General features: G+C 69.8%; 21 protein-coding genes, 2 pseudogenes and 1 riboswitch. Of the genes and pseudogenes, 8 read left to right on the top strand and 15 right to left on the bottom strand.

All coding sequences use genetic code 11. The features are described from left to right. Positions 1–7: 7 nt before the first annotated feature. The 4 genes from ACQP09_RS26485 to ACQP09_RS26470 form a co-directional block, all read right to left on the bottom strand. Positions 8–880 (bottom strand): thioesterase family protein, encoded by an 873-nt coding sequence (locus ACQP09_RS26485; RefSeq protein WP_433403928.1) that lies wholly within the window; start codon positions 878–880, stop codon positions 8–10. A gap of 63 nt (positions 881–943) precedes the next feature. Next, the gene (locus ACQP09_RS26480) at positions 944–1,603 is read right to left on the bottom strand and encodes a trimeric intracellular cation channel family protein (RefSeq protein ID WP_404059221.1); all 660 of its coding nucleotides are present in this window, start codon (positions 1,601–1,603) and stop codon (positions 944–946) included. A 51-nt stretch (positions 1,604–1,654) separates the two neighbouring features. After that, positions 1,655–1,870 carry a hypothetical protein gene (locus ACQP09_RS26475; RefSeq protein ID WP_433403926.1) on the bottom strand — a complete coding sequence of 72 codons (216 nt, stop codon included), beginning with the start codon at positions 1,868–1,870 and terminating at the stop codon, positions 1,655–1,657. A 120-nt stretch (positions 1,871–1,990) separates the two neighbouring features. Then, complete coding sequence (locus ACQP09_RS26470; protein ID WP_433403923.1) at positions 1,991–2,491, bottom strand: nitroreductase/quinone reductase family protein; 501 nt, start codon at positions 2,489–2,491, stop codon at positions 1,991–1,993. Positions 2,492–2,668: 177 nt separating this feature from the next. On the opposite strand from ACQP09_RS26470, the gene ACQP09_RS26465 reads away from it, so the two are divergent. After that, entirely contained in the window at positions 2,669–3,697 is a 1,029-nt protein-coding gene (locus ACQP09_RS26465) for a PP2C family protein-serine/threonine phosphatase (RefSeq protein ID WP_433403920.1), read from the top strand. A gap of 51 nt (positions 3,698–3,748) precedes the next feature. After that, positions 3,749–4,264 carry a MarR family winged helix-turn-helix transcriptional regulator gene (locus tag ACQP09_RS26460; RefSeq protein ID WP_433403918.1) on the top strand — a complete coding sequence of 172 codons (516 nt, stop codon included), beginning with the start codon at positions 3,749–3,751 and terminating at the stop codon, positions 4,262–4,264. 122 nt (positions 4,265–4,386) lie between these two features. Here ACQP09_RS26460 and ACQP09_RS26455 read toward each other — a convergent pair. Then, a pseudogene (locus ACQP09_RS26455) lies at positions 4,387–4,917 on the bottom strand (GbsR/MarR family transcriptional regulator). 123 nt (positions 4,918–5,040) lie between these two features. Between ACQP09_RS26455 and ACQP09_RS26450 the strand changes: the two are divergent. Continuing rightward, positions 5,041–6,030: an ABC transporter ATP-binding protein gene (locus ACQP09_RS26450; protein ID WP_433403915.1), complete on the top strand. Its 990-nt coding sequence runs from the start codon at positions 5,041–5,043 to the stop codon at positions 6,028–6,030. Beyond that, complete coding sequence (locus ACQP09_RS26445; protein ID WP_433403913.1) at positions 6,027–7,679, top strand: ABC transporter permease; 1,653 nt, start codon at positions 6,027–6,029, stop codon at positions 7,677–7,679. Before ACQP09_RS26450 ends, ACQP09_RS26445 begins: the two co-directional genes overlap by 4 nt. A 78-nt stretch (positions 7,680–7,757) precedes the next feature. Here the strand turns inward: ACQP09_RS26445 and ACQP09_RS26440 are convergent, their stop codons facing one another. From ACQP09_RS26440 to ACQP09_RS26400, 9 genes are all read right to left on the bottom strand, one after another. Then, complete coding sequence (locus ACQP09_RS26440) at positions 7,758–8,315, bottom strand: DM13 domain-containing protein (protein WP_433403910.1); 558 nt, start codon at positions 8,313–8,315, stop codon at positions 7,758–7,760. Positions 8,316–8,765: 450 nt separating this feature from the next. Next, positions 8,766–9,950, bottom strand: coding sequence for an ABC transporter ATP-binding protein (locus tag ACQP09_RS26435; protein WP_433403907.1), 1,185 nt, complete (start codon positions 9,948–9,950; stop codon positions 8,766–8,768). After that, positions 9,947–10,939 (bottom strand): ABC transporter ATP-binding protein, encoded by a 993-nt coding sequence (locus ACQP09_RS26430; RefSeq protein ID WP_433403904.1) that lies wholly within the window; start codon positions 10,937–10,939, stop codon positions 9,947–9,949. Before ACQP09_RS26430 ends, ACQP09_RS26435 begins: the two co-directional genes overlap by 4 nt. 6 nt (positions 10,940–10,945) lie before the next feature. Next, a complete protein-coding gene (locus tag ACQP09_RS26425) occupies positions 10,946–11,908 on the bottom strand; it encodes an ABC transporter permease (protein ID WP_433403901.1) in 963 nt (320 codons plus the stop codon). A gap of 1 nt (position 11,909) precedes the next feature. Further along, complete coding sequence (locus tag ACQP09_RS26420; protein WP_433403898.1) at positions 11,910–12,914, bottom strand: ABC transporter permease; 1,005 nt, start codon at positions 12,912–12,914, stop codon at positions 11,910–11,912. Positions 12,915–12,999: 85 nt separating this feature from the next. Continuing rightward, the gene (locus tag ACQP09_RS26415; RefSeq protein WP_433403895.1) at positions 13,000–14,670 is read right to left on the bottom strand and encodes an ABC transporter substrate-binding protein; all 1,671 of its coding nucleotides are present in this window, start codon (positions 14,668–14,670) and stop codon (positions 13,000–13,002) included. A 233-nt stretch (positions 14,671–14,903) separates the two neighbouring features. After that, positions 14,904–15,695, bottom strand: a complete 792-nt coding sequence (locus tag ACQP09_RS26410) for an enhanced serine sensitivity protein SseB C-terminal domain-containing protein (protein ID WP_433403893.1) — start codon at positions 15,693–15,695, stop codon at positions 14,904–14,906. Between the two features lie 249 nt (positions 15,696–15,944). Next, entirely contained in the window at positions 15,945–16,715 is a 771-nt protein-coding gene (locus ACQP09_RS26405) for an enhanced serine sensitivity protein SseB (protein WP_433403890.1), read from the bottom strand. Between the two features lie 52 nt (positions 16,716–16,767). Then, a complete protein-coding gene (locus tag ACQP09_RS26400) occupies positions 16,768–17,532 on the bottom strand; it encodes an AAA family ATPase (RefSeq protein ID WP_433403889.1) in 765 nt (254 codons plus the stop codon). Between the two features lie 164 nt (positions 17,533–17,696). Continuing rightward, positions 17,697–17,794, top strand: a riboswitch (glycine riboswitch). 180 nt (positions 17,795–17,974) lie between these two features. Here ACQP09_RS26400 and gcvT point away from each other — a divergent pair. The 4 genes from gcvT to ACQP09_RS26380 all read left to right on the top strand — a co-directional run bounded on the left by gcvT (position 17,975) and on the right by ACQP09_RS26380 (position 22,485). Beyond that, the gene (gene gcvT, locus ACQP09_RS26395; RefSeq protein ID WP_433403888.1) at positions 17,975–19,141 is read left to right on the top strand and encodes a glycine cleavage system aminomethyltransferase GcvT; all 1,167 of its coding nucleotides are present in this window, start codon (positions 17,975–17,977) and stop codon (positions 19,139–19,141) included. 122 nt (positions 19,142–19,263) lie between these two features. Next, on the top strand, positions 19,264–19,641 hold the full coding sequence (gcvH, locus tag ACQP09_RS26390) for a glycine cleavage system protein GcvH (RefSeq protein WP_018509777.1): 378 nt from the start codon (positions 19,264–19,266) through the stop codon (positions 19,639–19,641). Between the two features lie 26 nt (positions 19,642–19,667). Next, entirely contained in the window at positions 19,668–20,927 is a 1,260-nt protein-coding gene (gene glyA, locus ACQP09_RS26385; protein WP_433403885.1) for a serine hydroxymethyltransferase, read from the top strand. A 172-nt stretch (positions 20,928–21,099) separates the two neighbouring features. After that, a complete protein-coding gene (locus tag ACQP09_RS26380) occupies positions 21,100–22,485 on the top strand; it encodes an L-serine ammonia-lyase (RefSeq protein WP_433403882.1) in 1,386 nt (461 codons plus the stop codon). Between the two features lie 246 nt (positions 22,486–22,731). Here ACQP09_RS26380 and ACQP09_RS26375 read toward each other — a convergent pair. Then, a pseudogene (locus ACQP09_RS26375) lies at positions 22,732–23,257 on the bottom strand (transposase family protein); the annotation flags it as partial. Positions 23,258–23,265: the final 8 nt, after the last annotated feature.

Genomic DNA, 23,265 nt, shown 5'->3' with positions numbered 1-23,265 from the left:
GTACGGACTACTCCACGCGCGGCGCCTTCGCCAGCTGGCGGGACTGGGCGACGAGGCGGTCGGCGCTGTCCCAGACCTCCGCGTCCTCCTCCAGGAAGCCGCCGGCGAGGTTGCGGGTGGTGATGGAGACGCGCAGCGGGCCCGGGGCCGGGCGGCAGCGGATGTGGGTGGTGAGCTCGACCGTCGGGGTCCAGCCGGTCAGGCCCAGCTCGAACGAGGTCGGCGGCAGGGCGTCCACGGTGAGCAGCAGCGAGAGCGGGTCCGGGTCGCGGCCGTCGGCGAGGCCGAACCAGCCGCGCATCTCGCCCTTGCCGGACGGCGCGCCGACCGCCCAGCCGACGGTCGCCGGGTCGAGCTTGATGTCGAGCCGGTCCGTGATGGCCGAGCTGCCGGGGATCTTGGGCGCTCCGTCGCTCGGGCCGAGGCAGTGGTCCCGGTCGGGCATGGCGGGCGGCAGGGCGGTGGTGCGTACGTCGTCGGGGAGGGCGTCCAGGTCGCCGTAGGTGGCGAGGACCCGGATGCGCTCGATCTCGCTGCCGTCCTCGGCGTACTGGAAGAGCGAGGCCTGTCCGGTGGAGAGGGTGCGGCCGGTGCGGACGGCCTGGGTCCGGATCACCGCGGGGCCGGGGACGGAGGCGGTGAGGTAGTGCGCGGAGACCGAGAACGGGTCGGAGTGCGGCAGCGCCTCGCCCAGCGCGCGACCGAGCAGCGCTAGCAGGTAGCCGCCGTTGACGGCGTGGATGATGGTCCAGCCCGCGGAGAGTTCCGCGTCGTAGACGCCCTCCTCGCGCAGGGTGACCGCGGTGTCGCGGTCGAACTCACTGTCGCCGATGGTTGCCGGAGCGGTCTGCGCCGCCGCCTCTGTCGCTGCCTGTGCCATGGCATGCACGGTACACGGATGACATTACTGAGCGGTAGCTTTTCGGGCCGCCCAATCCCGGATCTAGACCTCCTCCGCCCGCGCCGATGACCGGTTGTACGCACGCGGCGCACGCCAGTGGAAGCGCAGCGCCAGCAGGCGCAGAGTGAAGGCCGCGATCACCGCCAAGCCGCTGGTCAGAGCGTTGAGGGTGTCGAAGCGGATGCAGAGGACGACCATGGTGGCGCCGACGATCGCGGGCACCGCGTACAGGTCGCGGTCCCAGCGCAGCAGCGAGGGCACCTCGTTGGCCAGCACGTCCCGCAGCACACCGCCGCCGACCGCCGTGGCGAGCCCCAGCGCCGCCGATGCCGTGAGCCCGAGGCCGTACTCGTACGCCTTGACCGTGCCGGTCACGCAGAACAGGCCGAGCCCCGCCGCGTCGAAGACGTTGACGCCGACCTGGATGCGCTCCACGTGGGGGTGGAGGAAGAAGACCAGGCCGGCGGCGAAGAGCGGGGTGATGAAGTAGCCGAGGTCGGTGAAGGCGGCGGGCGGGATCGCGCCGATCATCACATCACGGAACAGCCCTCCGCCCAGCGCCGTCACCTCGGCGAGGACCGCGATGCCGAAGACATCGAAGTTCTTGCGTACGGCGAGCAGCGCGCCCGAGATCGCGAAGACGAAGATCCCGACGAGATCGAGCGCATGCTGGACGGAGGGCGTGAACAGTTCGGTGAGCACCGGGCAATTGTGCCGGTACTGACCACCTCGGACTCGGCGCCCTCCTGGGGCTCAGCCGAACATGTCGAGGTAGTGCTGTGCGTGGGCCGGGTGGCAGTCGCCGAAGTCGGCGGATGCCGGGTCACCGCCGGTCTCCGCGACGACGAGCCGGCCGAGGTAGCAGTCCCGGCCGGGGCCCACTCCGCCTGCCATCGCCGGATCGTCGCCGACGGACTGGGCGAAGGCGAGTGCGGTGGTGCCCTCGTGCACCGGACCGGCACAGCCCACTCCCGGAAGAGTCGGCAGTTCCACGTGACGGCGCGGGCAACCCGGTGCTGTCACAAGGCCGGCCCTGGAGCCGGACACCGACCGTCGCCCACGAACGCTACGTACTGGGAGATCGGCACGTCAGGGACGGTACTGGCCGGGGGCGGCATCCAGGCGAATGAGCGCAGGCTGATCCTCTGACTGCATGTGCGCCCGAGTGCCTCCGTTCTCAACGATTCCCAGGGCGGTGCACAGACGCCGTGCGGGACGGGAAAGGCCGGCGGCGTATTGCCGTGTGATCTCCGCACCGTGGTCGGGGCTCGGGAACCTGGCGGTGACGGCGTAGTGGTGGTTGCGGACCTGGATGGTCGTCACGGGTGCGGCCTGAAGATCTCGGTACCAAGCTGCGCCCGGAGAGGAAACCAGGATCCAGTGACCTCGCTTCGCGTCGTACGCGGCGACCTCCAGCACTGTGTGGTGAAGGTCGCCGCTGACCCGGTCGGTGTGGTGCAGGAGCAGCAGGTGACGGCCGAGAAGCGGCCCGAGGCCCACACGGTAGAGAGCGACAGACAGCCGCGCGAGACGTCGCCTCCGGCCGCGTGGCGGAGAGCCGCGGCGGCCGCTGTGTGGCCTGGTCGTCATCGAGCCGCCTCCTCGGGCCGACAGGGAGAACGATTGCGTAGCGAAAACCGCAGCTATCTTTGGTGCGGGCAATCTTTGCATAGTCTAAAGCTCGGTGGCCGAGTGGAGTGCCCTGCCGGATGTCGTCGATCTGCTGGGAGTGCCGTGATCACCGGAAAGCGAAGAGACGGTGGGGTGATGCTGTCCTGGTTGCCCTTCGTGATGATGGTGGTCGTGGCGGGGATGGACCTCACCGCCGGCCCGGAGGGCGGCTTCCTCCCACTGGTGTCGCTGGGCCCTGCCTTCGCCGGGTTGATCGGTACGTGGCGGCGAACCGCTCTCATCGGCGGCTTGGCGCTGTTGTTGTGCGCCGGTCTGGGAATGTACGACGGCCTCTTCGACACCCGGCGTGGCTACACGGCGATGGCCTCGGTCGCCGGAGTGACACTGGCCGGCGCTTTGGCAGCGAGGTCGCGTACGCGGCGCGAGGCGGAGTTGGCGGGCGTGCGCTCGATCGCCGAGGTGGCTCAGAGCGTGCTGCAGCGTCCTGTGCCTGGCCACGTCGGAGGATTGCGGGTCGCGGTCTCGTACACGTCCGCGGTTGCGGAGTCCCGCATCGGCGGTGACCTGTACGAGGTGGTGGCGTCGCCGTACGGAGTCCGTGTGATCGTCGGGGACGTTCAGGGCAAGGGTCTCGCCGCAGTGGAGACAGCCGCCTCCGTCCTCGGCGTGTTCCGTGAAGCCGCGCACGACGAGCCCCACCTGACCGCGCTCGCCGCCCGGTTGGAGCGCACGGTGGCCCGCGAGGCGGACGGAGAGAAGTTCGTGACCGCCGTCCTTGCCGAGATACACACCGACGAGCAGACTGCTCTCTTTCTGAACTGCGGTCACCCTCCGCCCATGATCGTCCACGCGGAAGGCTCCGTCGACCTCCCTCACCCGCCCACCTACGCACTGCCGCTGGGTCTGGGCATGGACGAAGGGGACCCTCCGCAGGTATACCGGTCCACCTTCGCTCCGGGCGACCGCCTCCTGCTCTACACCGACGGAGTCACCGAAGCACGTAACGCCGACGGCGCCTTCTACCCCCTGCGGGAACGAGCCGGACTGCTGCGCACCGCAGAGGCCGAGGATGGTGTCGAAGCCTTGCGCGAGGACGTCGTGCGCCACGCCGACGGGCCCCTGCACGACGACGCAGCGCTGCTGCTGCTGCACCGCCGGCGGTAGCTGGACAGGAGCGCGGGGCGCACGGCGCCGGGAGCAGGGTAGAAAGGTGGCATGGCCAGGAAAGTAGCTCCGGCGGAGCGCATGGACGATGTGGACGCGGTCACTCAGGCGGTGCTGACGGCTTCCCGTCTGCTGGTGGCCGTGTCGGCACATTCGCTGGCGGAGGTGGAGGAGCGGGTGACCCTCCCCCAGTTCCGGATGCTGGTGGTGCTCTCCTCCCGCGGGGCCACCAAGCTCGTCACGCTGGCGGAGCTCCTGGGTGTGCGGCCGTCGACGGCCATGCGCATGATCGACCGGCTGATCGCCGCGGGGCTCGCGGACCGGCAGACCAACCCTGACAACCGCCGCGAGACTCTGCTTCGGCTCACCGCGGAAGGGCGCCGCACGGTGGAGAACGTCACCGCGCGCCGACGCCGGGAGATCGCTTCGATCGTTCAACGCCTCGCCCCGTACCAGCGGACGGCTCTGATCGAGGCGCTGGCCGACTTCAACGAGGCGGGTGGTGAGCAGCCGGCCCCGTTGCTGCACGCGGGCCCCGGGCTTCACCCGCTGGGCTGGGACGAATAGCCGACGGCAGGCTGACCGGACGTGCGCCTGGCTCACTGGGGTACTCGGCGAAGTGGGGCACGTCACCACCACGGTGCGAGTCGGGAGCGCATCCGGGAAGGCCCGCACTACCTTGATTGTGGTCAGCGGCCGAGATGCTGGGCCCTGTGTTCGGCCCAGCGCTCCATGAGGGACCCCAACTCCTTCTCCAGGAACTGGAAGAACTCCAGCGTGTCGTTGATCCTGCGCCCGTGAGGGGCGTCGAGACCGAAGTGACTCACGCCCTCCCGCAACGTGGCCTGTCAGCCTCTCAGCACGGCGTCGCGTTCGGTCAGAGCGCTGTACCACTGATCACCCCGTACGCGGTAGCGCTCCCGCCGCGAACCCGGCTCCCTCTCACGGCTGACCATATTGACCTGAGCGAGATAGCGAACGGCTCCCGATACGGCTGCCGGGCTGATCTTGAGCCGGTCGCCCAGTTCGGCGGAGGTCAGATCCCCCCGCTCGGAGGAGAGCAACGCCGCGAAGACCCTGGCCGGCATGCGGGCCATGCCGGATTCGACGAGCTGGGCGGCGAAGCGCTCGATGAACCGTGAGGCGGCGGCCTCGGCACCGGCGACGGCCTCCCCTCGGCCGCAGTCCGCACGGCCGTCTCCCCGCCGCCGCTCATTCATGCCCGACTCCAGTTCTTGTGATTCGGCGCCCCGAAATATCCCGAAGCCCCGCGGCAGTCTACCGAGTGATTCATACACTTTCTTAACTTCACACACTTCTGAAGTAAGCGTATGTTCGGCATCATGAAAAAGGCCATCACTGTCGCTGGACTCCACAAGTCGTTCGGCCGGACGCACGCCCTCGACGGCCTGGACCTCTGCGTCGACGTCGGCGAGGTCCACGGCTTCCTCGGCCCCAACGGCGCAGGCAAGTCGACCGCCATCCGTGTCCTGCTCGGGCTGCTGCGCGGTGACTCCGGCTCCGCGCAGCTCCTGGGCAAGGACCCGTGGAAGGACGCCGTCGAACTGCACCGGCGGCTCGCCTACGTACCCGGCGACGTCGAGCTGTGGCCGGGTCTCACCGGTGGGGAAGCCATCGACCTGCTCTCCGGACTGCGCGGCGGCCTCGACCGGCAGCGGCGCGACGAGCTCGTCGAGCGGTTCGACCTGGACCCGACCAAGAAGGGTCGCGCCTACTCCAAGGGCAACCGGCAGAAGGTCGCCATCGTCGCCGCGCTCGCCTCCGACGCCGAACTGCTGCTCCTGGACGAGCCCACGGCGGGCCTCGACCCGCTCATGGAGGTTGTCTTCCAGGACGTCATCCTTCAGGCAAAGGCAGCGGGCAGGACCGTGCTGCTCTCCAGCCACATCCTGGCCCAGGTCGAGAAGCTCTGCGACCGTGTGAGCATCATCCGGCAGGGCCGCAACGTGCAGTCGGGCACGCTGAGCGAGATGCGCCACCTGACACGCACGACAGTTGAGGCCGAGACCGAGCACCCGGCCGCCGGACTCGACACCCTGCCCGGCGTCCACGGGGTCCGGGTGAAGGGACATAGGGTGAGCTTCGCCGTCGACGGAGCACACCTCGACGCCGCCATCCGCAAGCTCGGCGAGTTCGGTATCCGCAGCCTGATCAGCCATCCCCCGACACTGGAGGAGCTGATGCTGCGTCACTACGGTGAGGAGCTCGCCGCCAACGGCAGTCGGGGGCACACCGAAAGGACCGCCGGTTCAGGGGACACGGTCCCCGATGCGATCACCCCGGTCCGCGGCGGCGACGGGGCGGCCCGATGACCACCACCGCGGCAGCCCCCGGGGCCCGCAGCGCAACCGGGCCCGGTCCAGGCGCTTTCGCGGGCACCGCAACCCTCATCCGGTTCGCCCTGCGCCGAGACCGTGTTCGCCTCACGGCGTGGCTGCTCGCGCTCGCCCTGGGCACGCTCGCCACAGCGAGCGAATACACGGCCCTGTACGCCACCGCCGAGAAGCGGGCCGGGGTCGCCGCCACCATGGACAGTCCCGCCGCGCTCGCCATGACCGGTCCGCGCCACTATCTCTCCGACTATGACGTCGGCGCGATGCTCGGCCATCAGCTGCTCGGCTTCATGGCCGTACTGGTCGGCCTGATGAGCGTATTGATCGTCACCCGGCACACACGGAACGAGGAGGAGACCGGCCGGGCCGAGCTGGTGCGCTCCACCGTCGTCGGACACCACGCCCAACTGGCCTCCGCGCTGGCGGTCGCCGCCGTCGCCAACATCGCCCTCGCCGTCCTCGTGGCCCTGGCCCTCGTCTCGACGCGCATCGACGGCATCGGCGTCGGCGAAGCACTGCTGTACGGACTCACACACGCCGCGATCGGCCTGGTCTTCGCCGGCGTCGCCGCCGTCACCGCACAGGTGACCGCCCACACCCGCGGCGCCTCCGGCATGGCACTCGCACTGATCGGTCTCGCCTTCGTGCTGCGCGCCTCCGGCGATGTCGGCAACGACGCCCTGTCCTGGCTCAGCCCGATCGGCTGGATCCAGCGCACCTACGTCTTCGTCGACAACCGCTGGTGGCCCCTGCTGCTCTGCCTGGCGACTGCCGCAGTCACCGCCGCCACCGGCCTCGCGCTGAGCACCCGGCGCGACCTCGGCGCCGGCCTGCGCCCTGCCCGGCTCGGCCGCCGCACCGCGTCCGAAGCACTCACCCGGCCCCTCGGCTTCGCGCTGCGGCTGCACCGCGCGACCCTGCTGGGCTTCGGCACCGGACTGTTCCTGATGGGCGCCATGTACGGATCCATCCTCGGCGACGCCGCCGACATGGTGAAGGACATCGAACAGATCCAGGAAGCGCTGGCGGAGATCGGCGGCAGCTCCGTCGCCGAGTCGTTCGCGTCGATGGTGATGGTCGTCATCGCGGTCGTCGCCGCCGTGTACGTGGTGATGGCCTCCCTGCGGCCGCGAGCCGAGGAAAGCGCCGGCCGCGCCGAACCGCTGCTGGCCACCGGCCTCTCACGCCACCGCTGGCTGGGCAGCCATATCACCGTCGCACTGGCCGGCGGCACGGCACTGCTCCTCGCGGCCGGGCTGGCCTTCGGCCTCGCGGGCGCCGCGTCCACCGGGAACACCGCCCTCGTGGGTGAGCTGCTCGGGGCTGCCGTCGTCTACGCGCCCGCACTATGGGTGACCGCAGGCGTGGCAGTCGCACTGTTCGGCTGGTGCCCCCGCGCCGGGACGGCGGCCTGGGTCGTCCCCGTGTACGCGTTCCTCGTCGGGTACCTCGGCGCGATCCTCCGCTTCCCCGACTGGACGAACAACCTCTCGCCCTTCGGCCACGTCCCCCGCCTTCCGGCCGACCAGATGAGCTGGACTCCGATGCTCATCCTCACCACCGTCGCGGCAGGACTGATCCTGCTGGGACTGACGGGCTTTCACCGTCGTGACCTGGAGACCAAATGAGGCGCTTGGGGAGGTGACCGACACGGCTGCTGCGTCCCCTGCCCGTGGGAAGGCCCCCGGCCCGCCCTCGTCCGCCGATCAGATCTGGGTGAGTTCCGCGGCGCCGAAAGAGACACCGAAGCGGGCGCACCACACACTCACGCTGGTGTAGTCGGACAGTTCTGCATCGGCGGGGAGGGCGTAGTTCTGGTTTCCCTTGTTGCCTTTGAGTTTGCCGAGGCTGACGTACTTGCCGTCATCGAAGACTCCCCAGCCTCCCCTGCCCTCCTTCACCGGCGCGTCGGTCAGCCACACATGGAGGTCGGGTCCGTTGCTGGTGTCGAGGTTCTCCAGTCGCAGCGTGTGCGTCCCGTCCGCCAGACGAACGATCTTCACGACCCCGGTCGTGGTGTGCTCATGGCTGATGAACTTCCCTGCCGCGACGGTCAGCGGGCTGGTGGGCACCACCGGGCTCTCGCCGGGTGATGCCGGTTCCACCGGCAACGGGGCTGCTGGTGAGGGCAGGGACTCCACCACCGTCTCGTCCTGCCACAGCTTCCACGGCTGGAAGAAGTACAGACCCGCGGACACCACGGTGACAGCGGCAACCGCGATGCCTGTCAGTATCAGCTTGCCCGCTCGCCGTATGCGCACCATGAGACCGCCCCCTCGTGTTTCTGCAGTGCGGCCGAGAATAGCCGGGAGGGGGGTGCACGTCACCAGATGTCAGTCTCCACATGCGAGGTTCTGCCACAGTCGCCGAACCGGCCTGTCATCCTCTGCCGGCGGCCGCCCCGTCGGCGCGAGGTCGGGTGTGGGGAGGCGGCCTGGTGGCCACGGCTCGGGCGGGGTGGTGGGGGCCGTCACCCTTCAGCCATCAGGCGCGGACGGCTTTCCCGTGGCGGGCGCGTCGGCATCGGATCGTGGACAGGGACCAGAGCCCCGTCCACGATCCGCAACCGTTCGGCATCCGCCCCGGTCCCGGTGCCGGCACCTCCCCGTCCTCGTACCATCGTCACCGACGTCCCGAACCGGACCGTTCGCGAGCCGGTGGACTTCTCCACCGGCAACGAATCAGCCCACCACAACACCCCACCCGCACAACCTTCAGACCCTCGGGCTGCCCTCCGCCCTATCGGTGCCACCCGCGTCGGCCTGAGCCGGTACGGTCGCGGGCTCCTCCACCTTCGTCGAATCCTCCGAGGACTCGGCATCCTCCTCCGAGACCTCCACCGCCTCGGCCGCGACCGCCTCCGTGGCGACGACCGCCTCGATGCCGGTGGCCAGGGTCTGCTTCACCGTCCCGGCCTCGATCTCGGCCGTGAAGTGGCAGGCCACCTTGTGCCCGTCGCCGGTGTCGAGCAGCGGCGGGCGCTCGGTCGCGCACTTGGTCTCCTGCACCCACGGGCAGCGGGTGTGGAAGCGGCAGCCGGCCGGCGGGTTGGCCGGGGAGGGCAGGTCGCCGTGGAGCAGGATGCGCTCGCGGCGGTCCTCGACCTCCGGGTCCGGCACCGGGACGGCCGACATCAGCGCCTTGGTGTACGGGTGCCGGGGCCCCGCGTACAGCGCGTCGCTCGGCGCCTCCTCGACCAGCCCGCCCAGGTACATGACCCCGATGACGTCCGAGATGTGCCGGACCACGGCGAGGTCGTGCGCGATGACGAGGTAGGTCAGGCCGAGGGACTCCTGGAGCTCCTCCAGCAGGTTGATGACCTGCGCCTGCACCGAGACGTCCAGCGCGGAGACCGGCTCGTCGCAGATGATCACGTCCGGCTCCAGGACCAGCGCACGGGCGATGCCGATGCGCTGGCGCTGACCGCCGGAGAACTCGTGCGGGTAGCGGGACAGCGCGTTGGCCGGGAGGCCGACCTTGGCGAGGATCTCCTTGATCTTCTCCCGGCGCTCCGCCTGGTCCTTGCCGATGTTGTGGGCGGCCATGCCCTCGGCAAGGATCGACTCGATGTTCTGCCGCGGGTTGAGGCTGCCCAGCGGGTCCTGGAAGACCATCTGGAGGCGGCGGCGGAAGGTCCGCATCTTCTCGTCCGGCAGCTGCGCGAGGTCGGTGCCGTCGAAGACGACCGCGCCGTCGGTGATGTCGTTCAGCCGCAGCACCGCGCGGCCGAGCGTCGTCTTGCCGCACCCGGACTCGCCGACCAGGCCGTACGTCTGGCCGGCCTCCACGCTGAGCGAGACGCCGTCGACGGCGTAGACATGGCCCACCGTACGGTCGAAGAAGAGGCCCTTCTTGACCGGGAAGTGGACTTTGACGCCGTCCAGTTCGAGCAGGCTCATGCCGGGACCTCCGCCTTGGGCAGGACCGGGTTGACGCAGCGGACCTGGTGTCCGGCCGCGCGTGGTTCGGTCAGTTCGGGGGTGCCGGTGAGGCACTCCATCGTGTAGTGGTCGCAACGGGGTGCGAAGGCGCAGCCGTCGGCCCAGGCGATCTTGTCGTTGATGGAGCCGCGGATCGGGTGGAGCGGCTCACCGCGCGGTGCGTCCAGGCGCGGGATGGAGCCGAGCAGGCCGTGCGCGTACGGGTGGGTCGGGTGCGCGAACAGCTCGCGGCGGCCCGCCGACTCCACGGCCCGGCCCGCGTAGAGGACGTTGACCTCGTCGCAGAGGCCTGCCACCACACCGAGGTCGTGCGTGATCATCAGCAGGGCGGTGCCCTCCTGGTCGACCAGCTCCTTGAGCAGCTCCAGGATCTGCGCCTGGATGGTCACATCCAGTGCGGTGGTCGGCTCGTCCGCGATCAGCAGGCGGGGCGCGCAGGCCACCGCCATGGCGATCAGCGCACGCTGGCGCATTCCGCCGGAGAGCTGGTGCGGGTACTCCTTGAGCCGCCGGTCCGGGTCGGGGATGCCGACCCGGTCGAGCAGCGACGCCGCTTCCTTGCGGGCCTTCTCGCCCTTGAGGCCGCGGTGGCGCTGGAGGATCTCGGTGACCTGGATGCCGATGGGGACGACCGGGTTCAGCGAGGAGAGCGGGTCCTGGAAGATCATCGCCAGCTGGCTGCCGCGCATGTCGCGGAGCTTGCGCTCGCCGATGGTCAGCAGGTCCCGGCCGTCGAACTCGGCCCGTCCGCCGATCCGTACGCCCTTGCGGGGCAGCAGCCCCATCAGGGCGAGCGAGGTGACGGACTTGCCGCACCCCGACTCGCCCACCAGGCCGACGACCTGGCCCTGGTCGACGTCGAAGGAGACGCCGTCCACGGCGGTGGCGTCCTTGCGGCCGCGCGCGGTGAAGGTGACGCTGAGTTCTTCAACTGAGAGCAGTGGCATGGGACGTCAGCCTCGCAACTTCGGGTCGAGGGCCTCGCGCATGGACTCGCCGAGCAAGGTGAAGCCGAGTGCCGTGATGATGATCCCGATGGCCGGATAGGCGGCCATCATCGGCTCGTTGTCGAAGAAGCGCTGCGCCTGCGAGAGCATCACGCCCCACTCGGGAACGGCCGGGTCCGGGTTGCCGAGCCCCAGGTAGGAGAGGGCCGCCGCCTCGATGATCGCGGTGGCGAGGCTCAGCGTCGCCTGGACGATCACCGGGCTCAGCGAGTTCGGCAGGATCTGGGTCAGCACGATCCGCTTGCGCCGGATGCCGACCGCCTTGGCGGCGAGCACATAGTCCGCGCCGCCCTGCACCAGCATCGAACCGCGCAGCAGGCGGGCGAAGATGGGGATCTGGACGACACCGACGGCGATCATCACGGTGGTCAGCGACTGTCCGAGGACTGCGGCGATGGAGACGGCCAGCAGCAGGGACGGCAGCGACAGCATGATGTCGGTGAAGCGCATCACCACGGTGTCGACGCGCTGGCCGATCTTGCCGCCGAGGGTGGCGGCGGCGCCGGAGAGGATGCCGACCGCGGCGCCGATGATCAGGCCGATGAGCATGGAGACCACACCGACGAGGAGGGTCTGCCGGGCTCCGACGAGCCAGCGCGAGAACATGTCGCGGCCGAGGTGGTCCAGGCCGAACCAGTTCTCGCCGCGCATGCCGACGAACTTGCCCTGGTTCGGGAAGACTTCGCTGCGCCAGTTCTGCGCGGTGGGGCCGTGCGGGGCGAGCATCGGGCCGATGATGGCGACGAGCACGAAGGCGGCGATGATGGCCGCGCCGATGATCGCCATCTTGCTGGAGCGCATCCGGCGGAACGCCTCGCGCCAGAGGCTGGTGCCGGCGACGGACTCGGAGCTCTGGGTGAGCTCGGCGAGACGGTCGATCTTGTTCGCTTTGTTGGTCATGATCGTCACGTCAGTGCACCCGCACTCTCGGGTCGATGATGCTGTACGCGAGGTCGACCAGGAGGTTGATGAGCACGTACACCATCGCGATGAAGAGAATGAACCCGACGAGGACCGGGTAGTCGCGGCCGTCGATCGCGGTACGGATGAACGAGCCGATGCCGCCGAAGTCGAAGACGGACTCGGTGAGCACCGCACCGGAGAGCAGGCTGCCGGTCAGCAGGCCGACCGCGGTGATCACCGGCAGCAGCGCGTTGCGCAGCACATGGCGGCCGCGGACGACGCGCTTGTCCAGGCCCTTGGACTCGGCGGTGCGGATGTAGTCCTCGCCGAGCACCTCCAGGACGCTGGCGCGGGTCATGCGGACGATGACGGCGAGCGGGATCGAGGCCAGCGCGAGGGCGGGCAGGATCAAGTGCATGATCGCGTCCCAGCTCGCGTCGAACTCGCCGGTCAGCAACCCGTCCAGGACCGAGAACCCGGTGATGTCGGTGGCGTTGAGGCCGGTGGTGAGCCTTCCCTGGCTCGGGAACCAGCCCAGCTGGACGGAGAAGATCCCGCGCAGCAGCATGGCCAGGAAGAAGACCGGGATGCAGATGCCGAGCAGCGATCCGGAGACGGACGCGACGTCCAGCCAGCCGCCGCGGTGCTTGGCCGCGAGGTAGCCCATCGGGATGCCCACGACCACGGCGATCAGGATGGCGGCGACGCTGAGCTCCACGGTGGCCGGGAAGCGCAGGGCGAATTCGTCCCACACCGGCTGGCCGGTCTGGGTGGAGGTTCCGAGGTCGAGCTCGAAGATGCGCTTGAGGAAGCGCCAGTACTGGACGTGCACCGGCTCGTCGAGCCCGAGTGCACGGTTGATTCTCGCCACTTCGGCTTCGGTGGCCCGCTCGCCCAGGATCGCTGAGGCGGGTCCGCCGGGCAGTCGGTTCAGCCAGAGGAACAGCAGGACCGACAGGCCGAGCAGGGTGGGAATGAGCTGGAGAAGTCTTCTGACGACGAGTCGCAGCACCCCGCATGCCCCTTTCTCACGTGCGTCGATGCGGGTCCGCCCGGCCACTGGGTTGCTGTGGCCGGGCGGACCCGCTGGTGTGCGATTACTTGAAGGAGACCTCGGCGAAGTTCTCCTGCGTCAGCGGGGAGACCTTCGGCGGGTTGACGTTCTTGGCGAACGCGATCGCCGGCGGGGACGACGAGATCGGCACGCCCGGGACGTACTCCATGATCGCCTCGTTGGCCTTCTTGTAGGCCTCGGTGCGGCCGGCGGTGTCGGTGACCTTGGAGGCCGCGTTCACGGCGTCGAAGACCGTCTTGTCCCGGAAGCCCCACTGCTTGTCGGGCCCGGAGAACCAGGTGCCGATGAAGTTGTAGCCGTCGTTGAAGTCACCGGTCCAGCCGAGCAGGTGCAGGGCGCAGGAGCCGGCCTCGGTGGCGTCCAGGTAGTCCGGGGCCCACTTCATGGCCTTCGGCTTGACGGTGATGCCGGCCTTCTCCAGGTCGGCCTTCATCAGCTCGAACATGTCCTGCGGGGCAGGCATGTACGGGCGGGTGACCTCGGTCGGGTAGCAGAAGTCGATGGAGAGCTTCTCCGCACCGGCCTGCTTGAGGAGGCTCTTCGCCTTGGCGGTGTCGTACGGGTACGTCTTCACCTTGTCGGAGAAGCCGGCGACCGTGTCGGGCATGAACTGGGTCGCCGCCTTGCCGCCCTCGGGCAGCTGGGTGTTGACGAGGTTCTCGCGGTCGATGGCGTGCGTGATCGCCTGACGGACCTCGGGCTTCTTCAGCGCGGGGTTGGCCGACTGGCTCATGCCCACGTAGAAGATGTTGAAGACGTCACGGGTCGGGACCTCGTAACCCTGCTTCTCCAGCGTCGTCACATCGGCGGGGGCGACCAGGTCGTAGCCGTCGATGTCACCCGCCTGGAGCGCCTGGCGGCGGGTCTCCTCGGTGGAGATGGTGCGGAAGACCAGGTTCTTCACCTTGGCCCTGTCGCCCCAGTAGTCGTCGAAGCGCTCCAGGGAGACTTCCTTGTTCCCCTTGTTCCACTTCACGATCTTGTACGGGCCGGTGCCGGCGACCGTGCCGGCCTCCTGGCTGTACTTGGGGTACGTGATCGCGTCGCCCTTGGCGGTCGCGTTCTGCTTCGCGTACTCCTTGAGCGCCTTCGGCGAGTGGATCGCGAGCGCCTGGAGGGAGAATCCGCCCGGCAGGTTCGCCGAGGGCTCGTTCACCTCGATGACGGCCGTGTTCTCGTCCTTGGCGGTGCAGGACTTGTAGTTCGCCTTGGGCGTCTCGGGGTCCTCGTTCTTCGCGAACCCGCCCATGATGGTCTGCCAGTAGTAGGAGACCGCGCTGGACTGGTACGTGCCCTTCCAGTTGAACCAGTAGTCGTAGTTCGCGCAGACCGCGGCGGCGTTGAACGCCTCGCCGTCGTGGAACTTCACGCCCTGGCGCAGGTTGAACGTCCAGACCTTGCCGGCCGCATCGCCTTCCCACTTCTCGGCGAGGCCGCCGACCAGCTTGCTGCCGCCGGGCTCGTGCTCCAGCAGCGCCTCGAACGCCTGGCGGGTGACGCGGAACGTCTCGCCGTCGCTCGCGAGGGCCGGGTCGAGGGAGCCGGGGTCACCGGATCCGGCGAAGACGAAGGTGTCCTTGTCGCCCCCCTTGGCTCCGTCGGCGTCCCGCTCGCTGGAACAGCCCGTGGCGATCAGACCGACAGCGACCGCTGTCGTGATCGCCCGGACAGCCCGGGACTTGAATATGCGCATGGGTCCACCCCTGGTTCGCCATGTGGTGAGGTTTGATGGCCGCACACTACAGACGGGGTACATCGCAAGAGAACAGTCCGGATAGCGGTGATACCTAGTCGAGACCCGGACAGTTGCCAAACCGTCCAGTTCCGGGACATCCCTCCGCGCCCGGTTAACGAGCCGGAAATCCGCGGGTGTTCGGAGCGGACGGTCCCCTGCGACGGGTCGGGGAGGGCGGACGGACCCGCAGGTCAGCGGTGCTGCTGCGGCGGGTATCCGTAGCCGGGGGCGGCGGCGGGCGGCGGGCCTGCCGGGGCGTGCGGCTCACGGTCGTAGAACGGGCGGGTGTTGGCGCGCAGCCACATCGCGACCGGGTCGTACTCGTCGGACATGGCGACGGTGGAGACGGGCAGCCCGTCGGGGACCGCGCCGACCGACTGCCGCATCATCGTCCGCACCGCGTCGACGGACTCCCGCCCGGTGTCGTACAGGTCGAGGCCGATCGCGAGGTACGGGACACCGACGGCCGGGTGCACCCAGGCGCGGCGCAGCGAGCGGACGGCCGGGGTTCGGTGGGCGTTCTGGGTGAGCTGGGCGTAGAACTGCGGGAGCTCCAGGGCGGGCTCGGTCAGCCGGAGCGGTCCGGCGGGGAGCCGGTCCAGGCCGGTGGAGATCCGGCGCAGGTCGAGCCAGGGGATGCCGACGCCGCCGCCGGGCGCGTGCGGGTTGAGCCAGATGCCCCAGCGGTCGGGGAAGAGGGCGCGGGCGATCTCCCGGCCGGAGACCAGCTCGTGGGACCGGCTCCAGCCGCTGGCGGAGAGCTCCTGCGCCGAGGTGACGCACGGGGCGTAACCGAGCCCTTCGACCTCCATGGAGCCGTACTGCGCGTCCGGTGAGCCGGCCGTGCCGTGCCAGAGCAGCATCCAGATGCGGCCGTCGGCGAGGGCCGCGAGCAGCGCCTCGTAGGCGTCGTAACGCCCGGGGCTGACCTGGCGCAGCATGTGCTCGACCTGACCGGCCGCCGCAGTGCCTGACGCACTCACCCTGGGTCCCGCCCCTCATCGTTCCGTCGACGCTCCCGGGCACACGGGAGCGGCCTCGCCATCAAACCAGCTTATGCGCCACTTCTGACACCGACTTGACGCCACGGTCGGCCGGCGCCCGCGATCACCGCGCGGTCGGTGGCTCTCGCGCCGGACGTCCGGTGGCTTCGCCCTGTACGTCCGGTGGCTTTCGCGCCGTACGTCCGGTGGCCTTCGCTCCGAACGTCCGGTGGCTTTCGCGCCGTACGTTCAGTGGCCTTCGCGCCGGTAGAACGGGCGTACTTTCTCGCGCATCCAGTCGCCGACCAGGTCCTGGGCCACGTCCAGCAGGACCAGGTTCACCGGCCAGGGCACCTCGACGCGGCCGAGCGCCCGTCCCAGGGCCTCCATCGGGGCGCTCTGGCCCGCGCCGTCCCAGGTGGCGAACTCGACGCCGACGAAGAGGACCGGGTCGCCGCCCTCGATGCTGGCGAGCGCGCGGCGGGCGGTGGAGACCACGCCGGTGGCCTCGAACTCGGCGGAGACGGCGGTGAGGAAGTCGACCGGGTCGTGCTGCCAGTCCGGTGCGTACAGCTTGACCCGGCCGCCGCCGGCGGGCCCGTCCAGCGCGGTGCGCCCGGCCCGGCAGAGCTCGGCGACGGCGGGCGGCGGCAGCGGGATGCCGACCGCGCCGCCCGGGTTCACCGCGATGCCGACCTGCGGCGGCAGGCCGCGGGCGAAGTCGCGGGCGGGCGCGACGGCGAAGGACATGTGGCTGCCGACGCAGCTGAGGAACTGGCCCTCGGAGCTGAAGACGGGGACGTACGCGGCGCCGTCGATGTCCATCATCGGCAGGTCCAGGTCGGCGCTGGCGGGCGAGCCGCCGTTCGGCAGCGGCACCCAGACCGAGCTGCGGCCGAGCACCTCGACCAGGCGGCCGCCCGCGTCGGGGACGCCGAGGGAGGCGGTCAGGACCTCTTCGAGCTCGTTGGCGGGCCACGCGTGCTGGGGGTGCGCCTGGGCCGGTGCCGGAATGTCCACTGCCTCTGTGCCTCTCTCGGCTGTCGTCGCTGGCGTTGTTCCGGCCAGAACCCTAACCGGAGCGGTCGGCCAGGTCGCCGGCGTCCGTGAAGGTGATCCGCTCCAGCGCGGTCGCAGCCTCCCGGTCCAGCAGCACCGCCGAGGCGCAGCCGACGGGCAGCGCGCCGCGTTCGGTGTCGCGGATCAGCCGGCCCACCGCGTGCCGGTGCCGGGCGAAGGCGTAACCGGAGACGCCCCGGCCGCGCTCGCGCTGGCCCTGGCGGGCGGTCTCCGGGTCCACGTCCAGCAGGAGCAGGTGCAGGGTGCGGCCCCGGCGCGCGGCGTGCCGGGCGAGCCAGTTCCGTACCCAGGTCTGCGTACCGCAGTCGTGGACGACGACCGGGGCGCCGGAGCGCAGCACGGCCCAGAGGCCGAGGTAGTGGGCGGCGCGGACCAGGGGGCGGTAGAGGGCGTACGGGAGTAAGCGGGGCAGGGCGGCGGCCCAGCGGTCGCGGGTGTTCTGCGAGTCGATGGCGTGGCCGGCCACCGCCCGCCGGATCAGGGTGGACTTGCCGCCGCCGGGCAGCCCGGAGACGACCACGATGTCGCCGGGGGTGAAATCGAGGCTGTACGGGGTGTGGTCCGTGCGCCCGCGCAGATCGCGTACCACCGGAGCGGGCTCGGTGAGCAGCTCCTGTACGGATGCGCCGGGCGCCGCGGCCGGCTCCCGTACCAGCGCTCCGGCCTGCTCGGGCAGCTCGCGCGCGGGGGCGCCCGGCTGTGCGGGCATCGCGCCGTGCGCGAGTCCCGCGGTCGGTACCGACCGCTGCAACGTCATCGCCCATCCCCCTGCTGTCGGGCCGGCCACGCCTGATCCTGAAGTGTAAAGAAAGGGCAAGGCTCCACAACCGTCCTCGCCGTTCATCCACCCGTTGTGGACCGGCCTCCCCACGGGGGCGCAATGCGTGCGATGATGACCGCGCCAACTGCATACCGGCCGTTCGAATCCGCGCGGGAGAGTTCCGGCCACAGTGTGAGCCGGGCGCCGAAGGAGCAAGATCCTCCCTTGAATCTCTCAGGCCCCGTACCGCGTGGATGAGGCAGATCTGAAAAGCGGGCCGCTCCGGCGGCTCCACCCAAGGTGCAAGCCGAGCCCTGTGACCAGGGCGCCCCGCTACCCGGGGCATACCCCGTCAGGGGCTATCGGCGAACCTCTCAGGTTCCGATGACAGATGGGGAGGATTTCCGTCCTGACGTCGTCATGCCCTGGAGCCATGCCCATGAGCACTGCCCCCCGTCTCGCCCCCCTCCCGTCGCCCACCACCGCCCTGCCTGATGGTGCTGCGCACCAAAGCCCTATTCAAGCGCTGCACCGCTCGCTCGGCGCCACCATGACCGACTTCGCGGGCTGGGACATGCCGCTGCGGTACGCGAGCGAGCGCGACGAGCACAACGCCGTACGGACCAGGGCCGGGCTCTTCGACCTGTCGCACATGGGCGAGATCACCGTCACCGGACCCGAGGCCGCGGCCTTCCTGAGCTACGCGCTGGTGGGCAACATCGCCACCGTCGGCAACGGCCGGGCCCGCTACACGATGATCGTCCAGGAGGACGGCGGGATCGTGGACGACCTGATCGTCTACCGGCTGGGCGAGACGGAGTACATGGTCGTCGCCAACGCGGGCAACGCGCAGGTCGTGCTGGACGCGCTCACCGCCCGGGTGGGCGGCTTCGACGCCGAGGTGCGCGACGACCGGGACGCGTACGCGCTGCTCGCGGTCCAGGGCCCGGAGTCGCCCGCGATCATGAAGGCCGTCACCGACGCCGACCTGGACGGGCTGAAGTACTACGCGGGTCTGCCGGGCACGGTCGCCGGGGTGCCGGCGCTGATCGCCCGTACCGGCTACACGGGCGAGGACGGCTTCGAACTCTTCGTCGCGCCCGAGCACGCGGAGGCCCTGTGGCGGGCCCTGACGGAGGCCGGCGAGGCGCACGGCCTGATCCCGTGCGGCCTCTCCTGCCGGGACACGCTGCGTCTGGAGGCGGGCATGCCGCTGTACGGGCACGAGCTGACGACGGCGCTGACCCCGTTCGACGCGGGCCTCGGCCGGGTCGTGAAGTTCGAGAAGGAGGGCGACTTCGTGGGCCGCGAGGCGCTCCAGGCCGCCGCCGAGCGCGCCGAGACCGCCCCGCCGCGCAAGCTGGTCGGCCTGATCGCCGAGGGCCGCCGGGTCCCGCGCGCCGGTTTCTCCGTCGTCGCGGCCGGCAAGGTGATCGGCGAGGTCACCTCCGGCGCCCCCTCCCCCACCCTCGGCAAGCCGATCGCCATGGCGTACGTGGACGCGGCCTTCGCCGCCCCGGGCACCGAGGGCGTGGGCGTGGACATCCGGGGCACGCACGAGCCGTACGAGGTCGTCGCGCTGCCGTTCTACAAGCGCCAGAAGTGATATCCCGGAAGAACCCGGGCCTTCGCATCGGCGCGCGGACGTCACAGAAGTGACGTACCTCCGTCTCACCCCGTAAGACCACCGTTCATCAGCACTCCCCCGCGTACAGGAGAATTCAGGTCATGAGCAACCCCCAGCAGCTGCGGTACAGCAAGGAGCACGAGTGGCTGTCGGCCGTCGAGGACGGCGTGGCCACGATCGGCATCACGGAGTACGCGGCCAACGCGCTCGGTGACGTCGTCTACGCCCAGCTTCCGGAGGTAGGTGACACGGTGACCGCGGGCGAGACCTGCGGTGAGCTGGAGTCGACCAAGTCCGTCAGCGATCTGTACTCGCCGGTGACCGGAGAGGTGACGGCGGCCAACCAGGACGTCGTGGACGACCCCTCGCTGGTGAACTCCGCTCCCTTCGAGGGCGGCTGGCTGTTCAAGGTGCGCGTCACGGAGGAGCCGGCCGACCTGCTCTCCGCCGACGAGTACACCGCGTTCTCCGGCAACTGAGACCTGAGACCTTAAGGGACCCCCTGATGTCGCTTCTGAACTCCTCCCTCCACGAGCTGGACCCGGACGTCGCCGCCGCTGTCGACGCCGAGCTCCACCGCCAGCAGTCCACCCTCGAAATGATCGCCTCGGAGAACTTCGCTCCGGTCGCGGTCATGGAGGCGCAGGGCTCCGTCCTCACCAACAAGTACGCCGAGGGCTACCCCGGCCGCCGCTACTACGGCGGCTGTGAGCACGTCGACGTGGTCGAGCAGATCGCGATCGACCGGATCAAGGCCCTGTTCGGCGCCGAGGCCGCGAACGTCCAGCCGCACTCCGGTGCGCAGGCGAACGCCGCCGCGATGTTCGCGCTGCTGAAGCCGGGCGACACGATCATGGGCCTGAACCTGGCCCACGGCGGTCACCTGACCCACGGCATGAAGATCAACTTCTCCGGCAAGCTCTACAACGTGGTCCCGTACCACGTCGACGAGAGCGGCATCGTGGACATGGAGGAGGTCGAGCGCCTCGCCAAGGAGTCCCAGCCGAAGCTGATCGTGGCCGGCTGGTCCGCCTACCCGCGCCAGCTGGACTTCGCCGCCTTCCGCCGCATCGCGGACGAGGTCGGCGCGTACCTGATGGTCGACATGGCGCACTTCGCGGGCCTGGTCGCGGCCGGTCTGCACCCCAACCCGGTGGAGCACGCCCACGTCGTCACCACCACCACGCACAAGACCCTCGGCGGTCCGCGCGGTGGTGTGATCCTCTCCACCCAGGAGCTCGCCAAGAAGATCAACTCGGCGGTCTTCCCGGGCCAGCAGGGCGGCCCGCTGGAGCACGTGATCGCGGCCAAGGCGGTCTCGTTCAAGGTCGCGGCGGGCGAGGAGTTCAAGGAGCGCCAGCAGCGCACCCTGGACGGCGCCCGGATCCTGGCCGAGCGCCTGGTCCAGCCGGACGTCACCGAGGTCGGCGTCTCCGTCCTCTCCGGCGGCACCGACGTGCACCTGGTCCTGGTCGACCTGCGCAACTCCGAGCTGGACGGCCAGCAGGCCGAGGACCGGCTCCACGAGCTGGGCATCACGGTCAACCGGAACGCCATCCCGAACGACCCGCGCCCGCCGATGGTCACCTCGGGCCTGCGGATCGGCACCCCGGCGCTGGCCACGCGCGGCTTCGGCACCGAGGAGTTCACCGAGGTCGCGGAGATCATCGCCGCCGCCCTCAAGCCGTCGTACGACGCGGACGACCTCAAGGCCCGCGTGGTCGTGCTGGCCGAGAAGTTCCCGCTGTACCCCGGCCTGAAGTAGCACCTGGCCTGCGGTTCCGCGCATCGTGACGGGGCACCGCGCACACTGAGGAGAGTGAGCGCGGTGCCCCGTTCCACGCCCCCGGTCTGAAGTTTTCACCCCGCTTGCCCCGCTTGTCCCCGCACCGCCCAGGCAGACAACGGCGTCTTCCAACCCCCCAAGGAGTCCTCCCGTGGCCATCTCGGTCTTCGACCTCTTCTCGGTCGGCATCGGCCCGTCCAGCTCCCACACGGTGGGCCCGATGCGGGCCGCCCGGATGTTCGCGCGCCGCCTGAAGAACGAGGGCCTGCTCGCGCACACGACCTCGATACGGGCCGAGCTGTACGGCTCCCTCGGCGCGACCGGCCACGGCCACGGCACCCCGAAGGCGGTCCTGCTCGGCCTGGAGGGCGAGTCCCCCCAGACCGTGAACGTGGAGACGGCCGACGCCCGGGTCGACGAGATCCGCTCCACCGGACGGATCAACCTGCTCGGCATGCACGAGATCGCGTTCGCCTTCGACGACGACCTGATCCTGCACCGCCGCAAGGCGCTCCCGTACCACGCGAACGGGATGACGATCTTCGCGTACGACACCGAGGGCGCCCCGCTCCTGGAGAAGACGTACTACTCGGTCGGCGGCGGCTTCGTGGTGGACGAGGACGCGGTGGCGGGCGAGAACCCGATCGTTCCCGACGACACGGCCCTCCGCCACCCCTTCCGCACCGGCGACGAGCTGCTGCGCCTGGCCCGCGAGACCGGCCTCTCCATCTCGCAGATGATGCTGGAGAACGAGCTGGCCTGGCGCACCGAGGCGGAGATCCGCTCCGGGCTGCTGGACATCTGGCGCGTCATGCAGGCCTGCGTCTCACGCGGCATGTCCCGCGAGGGCATCCTCCCCGGCGGCCTCAAGGTCCGCCGCCGCGCCGCCAACTCGGCCCGCCAGCTGCGCGCCGAGGGCGACCCGCAGGCCCACGCGATGGAGTGGATCACGCTCTACGCGATGGCGGTCAACGAGGAGAACGCGGCGGGCGGCCGCGTGGTCACCGCCCCGACGAACGGCGCGGCGGGCATCATCCCGGCGGTCCTGCACTACTACATGAACTTCGCGGCACACGGCTGCACCGAGACGGAGAAGGAGGACAGCGTCGTCCGCTTCCTCCTCGCCGCCGGCGCCATCGGCCTGCTCTTCAAGGAGAACGCCTCCATCTCCGGCGCCGAGGTCGGCTGCCAGGGCGAGGTCGGCTCGGCCTGCTCGATGGCGGCCGGCGCCCTGGCCGAGGTCCTGGGCGGCTCCCCCGAGCAGGTGGAGAACGCCGCCGAGATCGGCATGGAACACAACCTGGGCCTGACCTGCGACCCGGTCGGCGGCCTGGTCCAGATCCCGTGCATCGAGCGCAACGGCATGGCGGCGGTGAAGGCGGTCACGGCGGCGAAGATGGCGCTGCGCGGCGACGGCAGCCACAAGGTCTCGCTGGACAAGGTCATCAAGACCATGAAGGAGACGGGGGCCGACATGAGCGTCAAGTACAAGGAGACGGCCCGGGGCGGGCTCGCGGTGAACATCATCGAGTGCTAGGCGGAGTGGCCCTGACCAGCGTGTTTCCATCTTTCAGCGCTGTCAGGGCCTTCCCTGCTTACGCGGCGGAAAGTCCCTGAAACCTCCCTGGGACAGACGTGAAAGTCCCTGAAAAGTCCCTGGGATGCACCTGCGCTCGGAGGGGGCGACCCACGGACCCCTCAGCTGATTGGACACGGCAGAACCCCTTGCGTAGGGCCTGCGAGTGGAGTCTGCCAGTGGCCAGGAAGGAGGCTCACCTCGTCATCCGGCTTCACCAGTACATTTGTCGGCCAAGACGAAAATCTGCCGGGTCAGGCATGCCTGGACGATGCCGTGGGCGCGGGCCGCCGTCAGGTCGAGGGTGCGGCCGGGCAGTGCTCGGGAAAACCATAGAGGTGTGCCGTTCGCGGTGGCGATGACCTGCCCGTTCATCCTGTGCCGCTTGTGCTTCTGCGAACAGTACGGCTCGTCGACGGCCACACGGTCGGTAGGGATCAAGGTGCCGTCGACGATGACATGCCCTCACGGCTTCACCGCGGCCAAGACCTCATGGAGACCCCCTGCCTGGTCGGCGAGAATCTCGACCGTCTCGTTGACGTATCGGCCGGCGGTCGCAGTGGACACTCGAACCCGGCACCGACCTGAGGCAGTGTCTCGTTCTTCCGCAGGTGGACCAGGGTAAGCAGAGCCTGCTGAGAGCAACCCAGCCTGCGCCACCAGGAGTTCAATTCACGCCTTCGGGCGTAGATGGGCCGGAAACGTGCTCCACGACCTCGTGTGGCACATCGAGCAGAACCT

It is taken from the genome of Streptomyces sp. CA-146814 (assembly GCF_050942385.1).
Classification (GTDB): Bacteria; Actinomycetota; Actinomycetes; order Streptomycetales; family Streptomycetaceae; genus Streptomyces.
Note: the sequence above shows the minus strand (reverse complement) of the source record. Positions and strands in the feature narration are given on the sequence as shown.